General features: G+C 59.0%; 16 protein-coding genes. 4 read left to right on the plus strand and 12 right to left on the minus strand.

Annotated elements, in window-relative coordinates; all coding sequences use genetic code 11:
- Nucleotides 1-8 precede the first annotated feature (8 nt).
- Nucleotides 9-656: a pyridoxamine 5'-phosphate oxidase gene (gene pdxH / locus E3W21_RS06240; protein ID WP_129441771.1), complete on the plus strand. Its 648-nt coding sequence runs from the start codon at nt 9-11 to the stop codon at nt 654-656.
- Between the two features lie 5 nt (nt 657-661).
- Here the strand turns inward: pdxH and E3W21_RS06245 are convergent, their stop codons facing one another.
- Complete coding sequence (locus E3W21_RS06245; protein ID WP_134418802.1) at nt 662-898, minus strand: hypothetical protein; 237 nt, start codon at nt 896-898, stop codon at nt 662-664.
- Between the two features lie 169 nt (nt 899-1,067).
- Here E3W21_RS06245 and E3W21_RS06250 point away from each other — a divergent pair, with 169 nt between their 5' ends.
- The gene (locus tag E3W21_RS06250) at nt 1,068-1,532 is read left to right on the plus strand and encodes a glycine zipper 2TM domain-containing protein (RefSeq protein WP_134418803.1); all 465 of its coding nucleotides are present in this window, start codon (nt 1,068-1,070) and stop codon (nt 1,530-1,532) included.
- An 84-nt stretch (nt 1,533-1,616) separates the two neighbouring features.
- Here E3W21_RS06250 and E3W21_RS06255 read toward each other — a convergent pair whose 3' ends face one another.
- From E3W21_RS06255 to nhaA, 3 genes are all read right to left on the minus strand, one after another.
- Complete coding sequence (locus E3W21_RS06255; protein ID WP_134418804.1) at nt 1,617-1,847, minus strand: hypothetical protein; 231 nt, start codon at nt 1,845-1,847, stop codon at nt 1,617-1,619.
- Nucleotides 1,844-3,028: a colicin E3/pyocin S6 family cytotoxin gene (locus E3W21_RS06260; protein ID WP_134418805.1), complete on the minus strand. Its 1,185-nt coding sequence runs from the start codon at nt 3,026-3,028 to the stop codon at nt 1,844-1,846. Before E3W21_RS06260 ends, E3W21_RS06255 begins: the two co-directional genes overlap by 4 nt.
- 121 nt (nt 3,029-3,149) lie before the next feature.
- On the minus strand, nt 3,150-4,337 hold the full coding sequence (gene nhaA, locus E3W21_RS06265) for a Na+/H+ antiporter NhaA (RefSeq protein ID WP_134418806.1): 1,188 nt from the start codon (nt 4,335-4,337) through the stop codon (nt 3,150-3,152).
- A 239-nt stretch (nt 4,338-4,576) separates the two neighbouring features.
- On the opposite strand from nhaA, the gene E3W21_RS06270 reads away from it, so the two are divergent.
- On the plus strand, nt 4,577-5,671 hold the full coding sequence (locus E3W21_RS06270) for a PLP-dependent cysteine synthase family protein (RefSeq protein WP_129441782.1): 1,095 nt from the start codon (nt 4,577-4,579) through the stop codon (nt 5,669-5,671).
- Nucleotides 5,672-5,805: 134 nt separating this feature from the next.
- On the opposite strand, the gene E3W21_RS06275 is transcribed toward E3W21_RS06270, so the two are convergent.
- The 3 genes from E3W21_RS06275 to E3W21_RS06285 all read right to left on the minus strand — a co-directional run bounded on the left by E3W21_RS06275 (nt 5,806) and on the right by E3W21_RS06285 (nt 8,947).
- Complete coding sequence (locus tag E3W21_RS06275) at nt 5,806-7,419, minus strand: NAD(P)/FAD-dependent oxidoreductase (RefSeq protein ID WP_134418807.1); 1,614 nt, start codon at nt 7,417-7,419, stop codon at nt 5,806-5,808.
- A gap of 94 nt (nt 7,420-7,513) precedes the next feature.
- Nucleotides 7,514-8,167: a COG3650 family protein gene (locus E3W21_RS06280; RefSeq protein ID WP_129441784.1), complete on the minus strand. Its 654-nt coding sequence runs from the start codon at nt 8,165-8,167 to the stop codon at nt 7,514-7,516.
- A gap of 180 nt (nt 8,168-8,347) precedes the next feature.
- Nucleotides 8,348-8,947: a short chain dehydrogenase gene (locus tag E3W21_RS06285; RefSeq protein WP_129441786.1), complete on the minus strand. Its 600-nt coding sequence runs from the start codon at nt 8,945-8,947 to the stop codon at nt 8,348-8,350.
- 105 nt (nt 8,948-9,052) lie between these two features.
- Between E3W21_RS06285 and E3W21_RS06290 the strand changes: the two genes are divergently transcribed.
- Nucleotides 9,053-9,973, plus strand: a complete 921-nt coding sequence (locus E3W21_RS06290; protein WP_134418808.1) for a LysR family transcriptional regulator — start codon at nt 9,053-9,055, stop codon at nt 9,971-9,973.
- Between the two features lie 109 nt (nt 9,974-10,082).
- Here the strand turns inward: E3W21_RS06290 and E3W21_RS06295 are convergent, their stop codons facing one another.
- The 5 genes from E3W21_RS06295 to livH all read right to left on the minus strand — a co-directional run bounded on the left by E3W21_RS06295 (nt 10,083) and on the right by livH (nt 14,521).
- Entirely contained in the window at nt 10,083-10,334 is a 252-nt protein-coding gene (locus tag E3W21_RS06295) for a DUF6124 family protein (RefSeq protein ID WP_134418809.1), read from the minus strand.
- A 544-nt stretch (nt 10,335-10,878) separates the two neighbouring features.
- Complete coding sequence (locus E3W21_RS06305; protein ID WP_008147292.1) at nt 10,879-11,580, minus strand: ABC transporter ATP-binding protein; 702 nt, start codon at nt 11,578-11,580, stop codon at nt 10,879-10,881.
- Nucleotides 11,581-12,348, minus strand: coding sequence for a high-affinity branched-chain amino acid ABC transporter ATP-binding protein LivG (gene livG, locus E3W21_RS06310; RefSeq protein ID WP_129441792.1), 768 nt, complete (start codon nt 12,346-12,348; stop codon nt 11,581-11,583).
- On the minus strand, nt 12,345-13,601 hold the full coding sequence (locus E3W21_RS06315) for a high-affinity branched-chain amino acid ABC transporter permease LivM (RefSeq protein ID WP_134418811.1): 1,257 nt from the start codon (nt 13,599-13,601) through the stop codon (nt 12,345-12,347). The genes livG and E3W21_RS06315 overlap by 4 nt, the downstream gene beginning before the upstream one ends.
- A complete protein-coding gene (livH, locus tag E3W21_RS06320) occupies nt 13,598-14,521 on the minus strand; it encodes a high-affinity branched-chain amino acid ABC transporter permease LivH (RefSeq protein ID WP_046046220.1) in 924 nt (307 codons plus the stop codon). Before livH ends, E3W21_RS06315 begins: the two co-directional genes overlap by 4 nt.
- Nucleotides 14,522-14,645: the final 124 nt, after the last annotated feature.

Below are 14,645 nucleotides of genomic sequence, written 5' to 3' on the forward strand. Positions count from 1 at the left end.
AATGCGCCATGACCCAGGGCCTGGCTGATATGCGTCGCGACTACACCCGTGATGGCCTGACCGAGGCGCAAGCCCCGGCCGAGCCATTCGCGCTGTTCCATCAGTGGTTCGCCGACGCGGTGAAAACCGAGCAGGCGCCGGTGGAAGCCAACGCCATGACCCTGGCCACCGTCGATCAGGACGGTCGGCCGCATTGCCGCATTCTGCTGCTCAAGGGGCTGGACGAGCAGGGTTTCACCTTCTTCACCAACTACGACAGCGCCAAGGGTCAGCATCTGGCCGCGAACCCGTTCGCGGCCATGACCTTTTTCTGGCCGGCCCTGGAGCGTCAGGTGCGCATCGAAGGGCGGGTGGTGAAGGTTACGCCTGAAGAGTCCGACGCCTACTTCCAGGTCCGGCCGCTGGGTAGTCGCCTCGGTGCCTGGGCTTCGCCCCAGAGCCGGGTGATCGCCGATCGTGCCGAGCTGGAAGCGCTGCTCAAGAACACCGAGCAACGTTTCAGCGACACGCAACCTCATTGCCCTGAGCATTGGGGCGGTTATCGTTTGTTACCGGAGCGCATCGAGTTCTGGCAGGGCCGTTCGAGCCGCCTGCACGATCGCCTCAACTATCGTTTGCAGGGCGCCGACTGGATTCTTGAACGTCTGGCACCTTAAGCCGTCTACCGATCGGAATAACCTGCCGCCGCGGCTTCAAGCCACTGCGGCAGGTCTCGGCGCTTGACCTTCTGCGCTTGAGCGTTCGCCAGTTGCTGGAGCATGAACGCCTTTTTCTGCTCGTCTTTACCCGCCAGCGCTAGCGCCAGATCGCGGTCCATCCAGCGTTTGATCCGCACGTATAACCACCCGTGGAAGTACAGACCGGCGACGGTGGTGATGACAATGATGAAGTAATCCATGAAAATCCTTGGTTCAGTGGCGCAGATTACGGAATTTGCCGCTACTGTGTGTCAAGTTCGTGGCAGCGCCCTGTACCGGGCCTGAATCAAACCAATTTTATCCGGGCAGGGCCGTGACAGGCGTCAAGCTGCGGAGTTTAATGAATACCTGTCCTTTGGAGTTGATGCTATGCGTAAGTCTGTTCTGCTGGTTGCTTCTTTTTCCACGATGGCGATGTTGCTCACTGGTTGCCAATCCAGTCTGACCGGTGACTCCTACTCCCGTGACGAAGCGCGTCGCGTGCAGACCGTTCGTATGGGCACTATCGAGTCCCTGCGACCGGTCAAAATCGAAGGCACCAAAACCCCGATCGGCGGCCTTGCCGGTGCGGCGGTGGGCGGTGTTGGCGGCAGCGCTATCGGTGGCGGTCGTGGCAGCATCGTTGCTGCGGTTATCGGCGCCGTCGCTGGCGGCCTGATCGGCTCGGCCACTGAAGAAGGTCTGACCCGCGCCCAAGGCGTCGAAATCACCGTTCGCGAAGACGACGGCAGCATGCGCGCCTACGTGCAACAGGTTCAGGAGAATGAAGTGTTCCGTGTTGGCGAGCGGGTGCGGATTGCTACTGTTAATGGGACTAGCCGCGTTTCGCATTAAGCGGGAACGGGTAATAAAGCAAAACCCCGATCAGGTGACTGGTCGGGGTTTTTTGTTTGGGATGAGAAGCAGGCGCTGCAATTTCTAAACGTTGCAGGTCAGTTGAAAAAGATAGGCCGGGTCGTATATTTTCTTCCCCAGTATTTCTTCCAAGGCATCAAGCTGCTCCGTCGTGAGGTTGTATCCTTCCCAGCCCTGTTGGTCCACCGTCCATCCCATAATTGCTTTCAGTTTTTCATCGTAGCCATTCGGTAATTCTTCTTCGAATACGAGCAGTTCGGTTTTTTTATCAAATGCCTCGATGAGGTAAATCATGGTTCCACTTTCCTAGTGTTGTCTGCGAGTTTTGTCTGCTCGCCAGTAATCGGATCATATTCACCGAGATGACGGCCACGTTTGTCGTACATCTCGACAGTTCCGTGCTGTGAGTCCCATTCAAAAATTGTCCCTTTTGGGGTTTTCCAGCGTTTTCTAAGATTTCCGCCTCCTTTAACCGCAGTCTTACGATTTGCTTTCGTAGCGTCAGGAAACGCGCTTAAGCCTGTCGGTGCTGGATGGTATTTATGGTCAGAAACACTGACCACAATATAAACCGGCTTCACCAACGACCCCGCCGGAAACACAAGAATGAAATCCTTGTACTCAGGCGGGTAAACCGGATTCACGATGATGCTATCCGCCGCTTTCGTCGGCGGATAAACCCAAATGTGCGGTGCTTGCGGAGCTGCTTCCAGCGCGGGAATACCGAGGATGTCGGAACCATCCACGGCCGGTGTCCAGATCAGTTCAACGCCATCCCCTAGATCCGCCACCTGCTGGCTGCCGCGCAAACTGAACTGCGCGACGTCAACCATTTCCCAATCGCGGTTCTTGCCGGTGTAGAAACCGTATCCCTTGAGACTGCCGTCAGCCTGTTGCTCGACTCTCAGCCGAACGCGGGTGCGGGCCTGTTCCAGGGTGCGTAATTGTTCTTCGGTGTAGAGGGCGCTGTCGTCCAGGCCGGGTACCCAGAAAATTGCGGCCAGACCGGCCAATACGGTAGCTCCAGTAGCGCCGAGTGCTGCGGCCGGAATGACGAGAGTCGGTTTACGGAGTGCAAGTCGGCCAATACTGAGCGAGACGGTACTGCCACTGATGGTTTCGAGATTCAGCAGCCCGGCGTCGTCTACCTCACGAGCACCGAGCCAGGCGACTTCTCCGTAGTCCTTGAGGTTGTCGGTGGGCACCATTCCCGAAGGATTCGAGTAATCGATGATGGCGTCCGGCAGCTTGCAGGACTTGGCGAATACGCATCCTGCGCGAACGGCTTCGTGTTTTTTCGCGACAACTTCACGACTCCGTTCGAAGGCGTCTTGCCTCGCGAGCATGGCGTCGTAAGCGTTTTGTCTGGTATCCCGCGCGGCCAGTTCGGTGGCCGTCATGAAGCGGTGAGTGACGTGATGCCCGTCGCCTGACGGTGGGTTCTGAACCCGGGGAATGTCCTTATTGCCAGCCACTGATCTTCCTTGCGTTCGTACGTCGACAGCCCCCAAAAAAGGGGCTGTGCGACGTTAACGAACGAGGCTGATCGTGGCTGTAGGACGAGTCTTCAATGACTCTAAGAGTTGTCTCTGATTATCAGGATGGCAACGCAGTGCTCTTGCGACTCGCTGCCGCCGTCACCGCATAACCCATCAATGCCGCCAATATCGAACCGGTCAAAATCCCCATCCGATCCATCCCGGCGTATTCACTGACACCCGGCTCAAACGCCAGGGAGCCGACAAACAGACTCATGGTGAAACCGATCCCGCAGAGGATTGCCACGCCCAGCACCTGGCCCCAGTTGGCGCCTTGGGGCAGGGCGGCGATGCCGATTTTCACGGCCAGCCAGGTCAGGCCGAACACGCCGAGGGTCTTGCCCAGCAGCAGGCCAACCGCGATGCCCATCGGCACGTGGTGGGTGAAGCTTTCGACGGTCACACCGCTCAGGGACAGGCCGGCGTTGGCGAAGGCGAACAGCGGCAGGATGCCGTAGGCCACCCATGGATGCAGAGCGTGTTCCAGGGTAAGCAACGGCGAGGGTTCGGCGTTTTTTGTGCGCAGGGGAATGCAGAAGGCCAGGGTCACACCGGCCAGTGTCGCGTGGACACCGCTCTTGAGCACACAGACCCAGAGGATCAAACCGATGATCATGTACGGCCCGAGCTTGACCACGCCGAGCCGGTTCATCGCGATCAACGCCACGATGCACGTCGCGGCCAGAGACAGCGAAAGGGTCGAGAGCGTACCCGAGTAGAAGATCGCAATGACGATGATTGCGCCGAGGTCGTCAATAATTGCCAAAGTCATCAGGAAAAGCTTCAGCGACACCGGTACCCGCTTACCCAGCAGGGCCAGTACGCCGAGGGCGAAGGCGATGTCGGTGGCCATCGGGATGGCCCAGCCACCCAGGGCTGCCGGGTCATCGCGGTTCAGAAACCAGTAGCTCAGCGCCGGCACCACCATGCCGCCAATCGCCGCCGCGCCGGGCAGGACGATTTGCGACGGTTTCGACAGTTGGCCGTCGAGGACTTCGCGCTTCACTTCCAAGCCGATCAGCAGGAAGAACAGGGCCATCAGGCCGTCGTTGATCCACAGCAGCGCCGGTTTGGCGATTTGCAACGCGCCGACCTGCGCCACTACCGGAGTGTCCAGAAAACTGCTGTAAAGCCACGACAGCGGGGAATTGTTGATGATCAAAGCCAGAGCAGCAGCGGCGATCAATAACAGTCCGCTGGCAGCTTCCAACTGGAAGAAACGCGTGAAAGTGCTACGCAGAGGCAAGGTCGCTCTCCATCGATGAATTCAAAAGGTGGCACACACTAACCCGTACCGTTAGTTGTTAAAACAAAAGTTATATTCTTTTTTGTTATATACCGTTACAACGTGAACGACCGGCAGGGACCTGAGCCTAGCAGTTGCCGGGCGTATTGAACCTCAGCTGTACCTGTGCGTGATGTAGGTTTTTTCCTAAGCTTGTTATCTGAGCCTTGCAACAAGGCCGACTCAACGAGAAAAACACCATGAGCGACAATCGACAGTGGGCCCGCGAAGCCATCCGGATCATCGAAGCCGACTTCCAGCGCAGCGCCGACACCCACCTGATTCCCTTACCGCTGCCGGGTTTTCCGGGCATCGAGTTGTATTTCAAGGATGAGTCCAGTCATCCCACCGGCAGTCTGAAGCACCGTTTGGCGCGCTCGCTGTTTCTGTATGCGCTGTGTAACGGCTGGCTCAAACCCGGTGCGCCGGTGATTGAAGCGTCCAGCGGTTCGACGGCGATTTCCGAGGCGTACTTCGCCAGCTTGCTGGGCTTGCCGTTCATTGCGGTGATGCCGGCGACCACCTCCAAAGAGAAGATCGCGCAGATCGCTTTCTACGGCGGCAAGAGTCACTTGGTCGACGATCCGACGCAGATCTACGCCGAATCCGAGCGCCTGGCCCGCGAACACGATGGGCATTTCATCGACCAGTTCACCTATGCTGAGCGCGCTACCGATTGGCGGGCGAACAACAACATCGCTGAGTCGATCTTCCAGCAAATGCGCTTCGAACTGCACCCCGAGCCGAGCTGGCTGATCTCCAGCCCCGGCACCGGCGGCACCACCGCGACGCTGGGCCGTTACGTGCGTTACCGCCAACATTGCACACGCGTGCTCTGCGCCGATGCCGAGCGCTCGGTGTTCTTCGATTACTACCAGACCGGCGACGCCAGTCTGCGCCTGGATTGCGGTTCGCGGATTGAAGGCATTGGCCGGCCTCGGGTGGAAGCGTCGTTCCTGCCCAAAGTGATCGATGCGATGGTCAAGGTGCCGGACGCATTGTCTCTAGCAGCCATGCATTACCTGGCGCAGCGTTTGGGACGTCGGGTCGGCGGGTCGAGCGGGACCAACCTGATCGGCGCCTTGATGGCTGCCCAGCAGATGGCGGCGGCGGGGGAGTCGGGGTCGATCGTGGCGATTCTGTGTGATGGCGGCGAGCGTTATGCCACGACCTATTACGATCAGGCTTGGCTCAAGGTCCAGGGGTATGAGTTGAGTGGTTTGATGGATGCCGTGGCGGGGAGTGTCGAGCGCGGCGAGCCGCTGCCGGCCAGCGTGTTGCGCGCCAATATCTGATCCACCGCAGAGCAAATGTGGGAGCGGGCTTGCTCGCGAATACGGTTTAACATTCAACGAAGATGTTGACTGATCCACCACTTTCGCGAGCAAGCCCGCTCCCACAGGTTCTGCTTTGTTTCATTGATTGCGTATCAGGCTTCGAGGCCGAGGATGTCGCGGGCCACAGCTTCTGCAATCCGAATCCCATCGACACCCGCCGACAGAATCCCGCCCGCATAACCCGCGCCTTCACCCGCCGGGAACAAGCCTTTCACGTTCAGGCTTTGCATCGACTCGTCACGGGTAATCCGCAGCGGCGATGACGTACGTGTCTCGATCCCGGTCAACACCGCGTCGTGCAGCGAGTAACCGCGTATCTGCTTCTCGAACGCTGGCAAGGCTTCGCGAATGGCTTCGATGGCAAACGCCGGCAAGGCCAGCGCCAAGTCACCCAAGGCAACCCCCGGTTTGTAAGACGGTTCTACGCTGCCCAACTCGGTGGACGGCTTGCCGGCAATGAAGTCGCCGACCAGTTGCGCCGGCGCTTCATAGTTGCTGCCGCCCAGCACAAAGGCGTGGGATTCCAGGCGTTCCTGCAGCTCGATACCCGCCAGCGGGCCGCCCGGATAATCGACTTCCGGGGTGATCCCGACGACGATCCCGGAGTTGGCGTTGCGTTCGTTACGCGAGTATTGGCTCATGCCGTTGGTGACCACGCGGCCTGGCTCGGACGTCGCCGCCACCACGGTGCCGCCCGGGCACATGCAGAAGCTGTAGACCGAACGTCCGTTGCTGGCGTGGTGCACCAGTTTGTAGTCGGCAGCCCCGAGTTTCGGGTGGCCGGCGTACTTGCCCAAGCGTGCGCGGTCGATCAGCGACTGCGGGTGTTCGATGCGGAAACCCACCGAGAACGGCTTGGCTTCCATGAACACGCCACGGCCATGCAGCATACGGAAGGTGTCCCGGGCGCTGTGACCGAGGGCCAGAATCACGTGTTTCGAATGGATCTGCTCGCCGCCATTGAGCTCGACGCCGACCAGTTGGCCATCCTCGATCAACACATCGGTCACCCGCTGCTGGAAGCGCACTTCGCCACCCAGCGCACGAATCTGCTCACGCATGTTTTCCACAACACCGGTCAGACGGAACGTACCGATGTGCGGTTTGCTGACGTAGAGAATTTCTTCCGGCGCACCCGCTTTGACGAACTCGTGCAGGACTTTGCGACCGATGAATTTCGGGTCCTTGATCTGGCTGTAGAGCTTGCCGTCAGAGAACGTCCCCGCGCCACCTTCGCCGAACTGCACGTTGGATTCCGGGTTAAGCACGCTTTTACGCCACAGGCCCCAGGTGTCCTTGGTGCGCTGGCGCACTTCGGTGCCGCGCTCGAGGATGATCGGCTTGAAGCCCATTTGCGCGAGCAGCAGCCCGGCGAAAATCCCGCACGGACCGAAACCCACGACGACAGGACGTTGCTCAAGATCAGTCGGCGCCTGGCCGACCACTTTGTAGCTGACATCCGGCGCCACGTTGACGTTACGGTCATCGGCGAACGTGTGCAGCACCGCCGCCTCATCGCGAACGTTGAGGTCGATGGTGTAGATGAAGCACAGTTCGGAGGACTTTTTGCGCGCATCGTAGCTGCGCTTGAACAAGGTGAAATCGAGCAGGTCATCACTGGTGATGCCCAGGCGCTGCACGATGGCAGGGCGCAGGTCTTCTTCGGGATGGTCGATCGGCAGCTTGAGTTCGGTGATTCGTAACATGACAGGATCCGGTTCGCGGGGCGCACAACTGCGCCAAGGCGTTGAAGCCCGCGATTATAAGCCTCAAAGAATGATTCCCGTGAGGCTAAAACGATCAGTCGTTACGCGATCCGCCGAAATACCCGCAACCACGCTGAACCTGGCCGTCGACGCGCAGTTCGGCGCTCATGTGCTGGACACTGCCGGTGGTGCTGTCGACGCAACGTTGCGGTGCAACCCACAATTCGATGTGCTGGTTATTGGCTTCGGTGCTGAGGTTGAAGCGGCCATCGCCCAGTTGCTCTTCAACGTAGGGAACGGCCAATGGCGGCTGACCGGCGCGTTCGATGACCATGCCTTTGCCGCTGACTTTCACGTTCCACTCAGGCCCATGGCCGGCGGCGCGCAGAATCAGCAGTTTGAAATTCGGATCGTTGCATGCGGTGCCTGAACGCTCGACGCGGTACAGCTGCGCAAGATCGAGGCGGCTGTCGACGATTCGCCCGCGCACGTCGGCGAACAGCTTGCCCTGGGCGTCGGCGAGGGTTGCGGCCTCTTGCAGGACACTGGTGCCGCCGGTGTCGTTGACCACGTAACTGCGTTGTTCATTGCAGGGTTGGAACTGCAACTTGCCGTCCGCCGCCGTCAACTGGCCCTGCATGCGGGTCTGGCCCACGTGGGAGGCACTTTCACGCGGGCCGTCGAGCAACTGGCAAGCGGCGAACAACGGAAGCAGGGCAACAAGGACTAAGGAACGGGCAACACGCATCTTTGAGTCTCCAGACAAGTGCCGCCACGTTACTCAGCCTGACCGTTCATCACAACCCTGCATGTCCTCGCTTTCCTGAAATCAAGATCAAAAGATCGCAGCCTGCGGCAGCTCCTACGGGGCGTACGCCGAGCCTTTTGTAGGAGCTGGCGAAGCCTGCGATCTTTTGATTCTGGCTGTTTAGCCGACGTGGAAGGTCTGACCTGTTTGCAGGCCTTCCACACTTTTGGCGTAGGCCAGAGCCACATCCGCTGCCGGAACCGGTTTGTAGCCGCGGAAATACGGCGCGTATTTGCCCATGGCCTCGACCAGTACGTTAGGGCTCACCGAATTGACGCGCAGACCGCGAGGCAGTTCGATCGCTGCGGCACGGACAAAGCTGTCGAGGGCGCCATTGACCAGCGCTGCGGAGGCACCGCTGCGAATCGGGTCGTGGCTGAGCACGCCGGTGGTGAAGGTGAACGAGGCGCCGTCATTGGCGAATTCGCGACCGATCAGCAGCAGGTTGACCTGGCCCATCAGCTTGTCTTTCAGGCCCAGGGCGAAGCTTTCTTCGGTCATTTCACCGAGGGGTGCGAAGGTCACGTTGCCGGCAGCGCAGACCAGTGCATCGAACTTGCCGGTTTGCTCGAACAGCTTGCGAATCGAAGCGCTGTCGCTGATATCCACATGGAAATCACCGCTGTTGCGGCCGATGCGGATGATCTCGTGACGCTCGGACAGCTCCTTGTCGACCGCCGAACCAATGGTGCCGCCTGCGCCTATCAAAAGAATTTTCATCGTGTTGTTCCTCGAAGTGGTTAAACGAGGTTGAAGTCTAGAGTGGTTTTTTTCATGGATAAGCGCGCTAATAGGCAACCTTTGGTTTTCAAATGGAAACAATCCATGAGCGAAATGGATGATCTGGCAGCGTTTGCGGTGTTGATCGAAGCGGGGAGTTTTACCTTGGCGGCGCAGCAATTGGGGTGCAGCAAGGGGCAGCTATCCAAGCGCATCAGCCAACTGGAATCGCGTTTTTCAGTGGTGCTGCTGCAACGCACCACTCGCCGTTTGAGCCTGACCGCTGCGGGTGCGGCGCTGTTGCCTCAGGCTCAAGCGCTTGTGGTCCAGGTCGAGAGAGCGCGGCAGGCATTGGCGCGGCTGAAGGACGACATGGCCGGGCCGGTGCGTATGACGGTTCCGGTATCGCTGGGGGAAACCTTCTTCGATGGCTTGTTGCTGGAGTTTTCCGGCAAGTACCCCGAGGTGCAGATCGAGCTAGACCTGAGCAACAGCTACCGTGATTTGTCCCGCGACAGGTTTGATCTCGCGGTTCGCTCCGAGGTGGGCAATGACGAGCGCCTGGTGGCCCGGCCGCTATTAGCCTGGCACGAAATGACCTGCGCCAGCCCGGCTTACCTTGAGCAATACGGCGAACCGTTGACGCCTCAAGCACTCGCTGATCATCGCTGTCTGCTCAACAGTCATTACAGCGGCCGCGAAGAGTGGCTCTATCACCAGCAACACGAGTTGTTGCGGGTTCGCGTATCGGGACCGTTCGCCAGCAACCATTACAGCCTGCTGAAGAAAGCGGCACTGGCCGGCGCCGGCATTGCGCGGTTGCCGTCCTACCTGCTGCAATCGGAATTGGCTGACGGACGTTTGCGCTGGCTCCTGCGTGACTATCAGACCCGCCGCATGCCAATGTATCTGGTTCATCCCTATCAGGGAGGGTTACCGAAACGTACCCAAGTGCTGGCGGATTACCTGATCGGATGGTTCAAGCGCAGCGGTGAGGCGCTGGATAGACTCCAGCACACCACATAGATCCCTGTGGGAGCGAGCTTGCTCGCGATAGCGGTGAGTCAGTCAACATCACTGTTGAATGTGAAATAGTCATCGCGAGCAAGCTCGCTCCCACATTGGATCTTCGTTGTCAGGATTCTTGTGGGTCGATTTGATCCAGCGCCCGATTCACCGCCAGTTCGCCCAGCATGATGCTTTGCTGGATACCGAGCAGCATGTTGCGGTGCGAACCTTCCAGGGAAGCGGCGAAATTGCTGGCCATCACACTTGCCGACGCTAGTGATTCGCAGGCATGGCCCAACAGGGTTTGCACATCGATACCGGGCGCGACGACAAACATCGGGCTGGGATTGTGTGGGGGGTTGGGTGAGTTCTTGAACATAGGTTTGTGCTCGCTGTAAGGGCTACGCCCGGTTCGCGACTAAACGAATGGGTGGCAGCTGTATGCAGGTTAGTCGACCGATGAGCACAGAAACTCGGCGCGCCCGAAGGCGCCCTGCACACAGCCGCCATCAAGTGCAGGAAAGGGATACCTGACTTTTTGGCGCTTATGCGTTTCTGTGCAAAACAACCGAGCGACTAAACCCGACCACTGATGGGCAGTGGCAGGGAAACGATAGAGGCCGGTCCCCAGGCGCACAAGCCGGCGGATTCTGGCGTAGCTGTAGGCAACGACGCAAGGCGTTGTAGCTTGCAGGAAGTAACACGGACACTGATTAAACACGCTCTCCCAAACACTAAAAAAACCTGGTAGGAGCTGCCGAAGGCTGCGATCTTTTGATCTTGATTTTCACCAGAACCACCGAAGATCAAGATCAAAAGATCGCAGCCTTCGGCAGCTCCTACGGGGAGATCTTCATTGTTATGAGGTGTGTGACAGACATAAAAAAACGGCCCGAAGGCCGTTTTTTGTTTACCGCAAAGACTCAACCACCCAAGTACGCTTCACGCACTTTCGGGTCGGTCAGCAGCGCTTCACCGGTGCCTGTCATCACCACCCGGCCGTTCTCCAGAACGTACGCACGGTCAGCAATTTTCAGCGCCTGGTTGGCGTTCTGCTCCACCAAAAACACCGTCACGCCATCTTTGCGCAGCTGTTCGATGATGTCGAAGATCTGCTGGATGATGATCGGTGCCAGGCCCAACGAAGGTTCGTCGAGCAGCAACAGTTTGGGTTTGCTCATCAGCGCACGGCCGATGGCGAGCATTTGCTGTTCGCCGCCGGACATGGTGCCGCCGCGTTGGGCGAAGCGTTCTTTCAGGCGTGGGAAAAGTCCGAGAACCTTGTCCATCTGTTCCTGATAATCGCCCTTGTCGGTGAAGAACCCGCCCATGGCGAGGTTTTCTTCCACGGTCAGACGGGCAAACACCCGACGGCCTTCCGGCACGACTGCGATGCTTTTGCGCATGATCTGCGAGGAGCTCTGACCGACCAATTCCTCACCCATGTAGCGGATGCTGCCGCTGTGGGCTTGCGGCGAACCGCAGAGCGTCATCAGCAGGGTCGACTTGCCGGCACCGTTGGCGCCGATCAGGGTCACGATCTCGCCCTGGCGGACTTCGACGTTGACGCTGTGCAGGGCCTGGATCTTGCCGTAGAAGGTGGAAACGTTTTCGAATTGCAGCATTTACGCTTCCCCCAGGTAGGCTTTGATCACTTCGGGATTATCGCGGATCTGTTCCGGCGTGCCGTTGGCCAGAGGCGTGCCCTGGTTGATCACGACGATGTGGTCGGAAATGCTCATGACCAGTTTCATGTCGTGTTCGATCAGCAGCACGGTGACGTTGTGCTCTTCACGCAACATGCTGATCAGCGCCTTGAGGTCTTCGGTTTCCTTCGGGTTCAGGCCGGCGGCCGGTTCGTCGAGCATGAGGATCCGCGGGCGGGTCATCATGCAGCGAGCGATTTCCAGACGACGTTGCTGACCGTAGGCCAGGGTGCCGGCCGGACGGTTGGCGAAGGCCTTGAGGTTGACCTTGTCCAGCCAGAACTCGGCGAATTCCATGGCCTCGCGCTCGCTCTTGCGGAACGCCGGGGTCTTGAACAGACCGGCCAGGAAGTTGGTGTTCAGGTGACGGTGCTGGGCGATCAAGAGGTTCTCGACCGCCGTCATGTCCTTGAACAACCGCACGTTCTGAAAGGTGCGCACCACGCCTTTGAGGGCGATTTTGTGGCCGGGCAGGCCCTGGATCGGCTCGCCGTCCAGCAGGATGCTGCCGCCACTCGGCTGGTAGAAACCGGTCAGGCAGTTGAACACGGTGGTCTTGCCGGCGCCGTTGGGGCCGATCAGTGCCACGACCTGTTTTTCCTTCACGCTCAGGGCTACGCCGTTGACCGCCAGCAAGCCGCCGAAGCGCATGCTCAGATTTTCGACTTTAAGGATCTCGCGGCTCATTTGCGCAGCTCCATGTGGGGGCGTTGCATAGGCAGCAGACCTTGAGGACGCCAGATCATCATCAGCACCATCAAGGCGCCGAACATCAACATGCGGTATTCACTGAACTCACGCATCATTTCCGGCAACAGGATCATCACCGTGGCAGCGAGTACGACGCCCAGTTGCGAGCCCATGCCACCCAGCACCACGATGGCGAGGATGGTCGCCGACTCGATGAAGGTGAACGACTCCGGTGTCACCAGGCCCTGACGCGCGGCGAAGAAGCTGCCGGCGAAACCGGCGAAGCACGCACCGAGGGTGAAGGCCGAGAGCTTGATGACTGTAGGATTGAGACCCAACGCACGGCAGGCGATTTCGTCTTCACGCAGCGCTTCCCAGGCACGGCCCAGCGGCATGCGCAGCAAGCGATTGATGACGAACAGGGCAAACAGCGCCAGCAACAGCGCAACGAGGTAAAGGAAGATCACCTTGTTGATCGAGTTGTATTCCAGGCCGAAGTACTCGTGGAACGTCTGCAGGCCTTCAGCGGCTTTACGTTCGAAGGTCAGGCCGAAGAACGTCGGTTTCTCGATGTTGCTGATGCCGTTCGGACCACCCGTGAGGCCGGTCAGGTTACGCAGGAACAGACGGATGATTTCACCGAAGCCCAGCGTCACGATCGCCAGATAGTCACCGCGCAGACGCAGGACCGGGAAACCGAGCAGGAAGCCGAAGGTGGCCGCCATCATCCCGGCGATAGGCAGGCAGATCCAGAAGCTCAGACCGTAGTAGTGCGACAGCAGCGCATAGCTGTAGGCGCCGACGGCATAGAAGCCGACGTAACCGAGGTCGAGCAGACCGGCCAGACCGACCACGATGTTCAGGCCGAGGCCGAGCATCACGTAGATCAGCACCAGGGTGGCGATATCCACCGCACCGCGGGAGCCGAAGAACGGCCAGACCAGCGCACCGATGATCAACGCGATGATGATCCAGCGCTGAGTGCTCGGCAGGGTCAGGAAAGTACTGGCCTTGGCCGGCATCACCGGCAGGTTGGGCGAGGACTTCCAGGCCGAGCTGATCTGCTGATCGAACAACACTCGCAGGAACATCAGCACCGAGCACACGGCGATGGTGATCAGCGTTGTAGTGCTGGTGCCATGGACTTCGAGGTTGATGCCGACAATGGTCAGTTTCAGACCGAGTACCGGGTAGGCAACAGCCCACACCAGCAAGGCGCTGAACAACGCCTGTTTAAGATTCCTAGTCATACTTTTTCAACCTCCGGACGGCCCAACAGGCCGGTTGGCCGGAACAACAACACCAGAACCAATAAGCCGAACGCCACGACGTCCTTGTACTGGTCGCCGAAGATATCGGCACCAAAGGCTTCCGCCACCCCAAGCACGATCCCGCCGAGCATGGCTCCGGGGATGCTGCCGATGCCGCCCAGTACCGCTGCGGTGAAGGCCTTGAGGCCGACCAGGAAACCGGCGTTCGGGTTGATCACGCCGTATTGCATGCTCAGCAACACAGCCGCGATGGCTGCCAGTGCGGCACCGATGACGAAGGTCAGGGCGATGATGTTGTTGGTGTTGATACCCAAGAGGTTGGCCATCTTGATGTCTTCGGCACAGGCGCGGCAGGCGCGACCCAGGCGAGAGCGGGAGATGAACAGCGTCAGGCCGAGCATGGCGACAAAGGTCACCACGAACACCACGATTTGCATGTAGGAAATCAGCACTTCTTGTGCGCCACCTGGCCCGATGGAGAAGTTACCGGGGATCAGGTTGGGGATGGATTTGTCCTTGGAGTCTTGCGCCAGCAGAACCGTGTTCTGCAGGAAGATCGACATGCCGATGGCGGAAATCAGCGGGATCAGACGGTTGCTGCCGCGCAAAGGGCGGTAGGCGATCCGTTCGATGCTGTAACCGTAGGCACTGGTCACGACGATGGTCGCGAGAAAAGCGGCGGTCATCAACAGCGGAACACTGTCGAGTCCCATCATGGACAGGCCCGCAATGGCGATGAACGCCACGTAGGAACCAATCATGTACACCTCGCCGTGGGCGAAGTTGATCATTCCAATGATGCCGTAAACCATCGTATAGCCGATGGCGATCAGGGCATACGTGCTGCCAATGGTCAGACCATTAACCAGCTGTTGGAAAAAGTGATAGATGTCAGGCATTACAGCGCTCCTAAAAACCTGATACGCATTTCACTGGTGGAGTCATTTTCCCGCTCGAGCCCCGTGGATCTGCATCCACTTCGAACGCGAGGTTTGCCAGCGAACCGCTGATGACGGTTTTGAG

The sequence above is a fragment of the Pseudomonas sp. F01002 genome, from assembly GCF_004402115.1.
Taxonomy (GTDB): Bacteria; Pseudomonadota; Gammaproteobacteria; order Pseudomonadales; family Pseudomonadaceae; genus Aquipseudomonas; species Aquipseudomonas frigoris.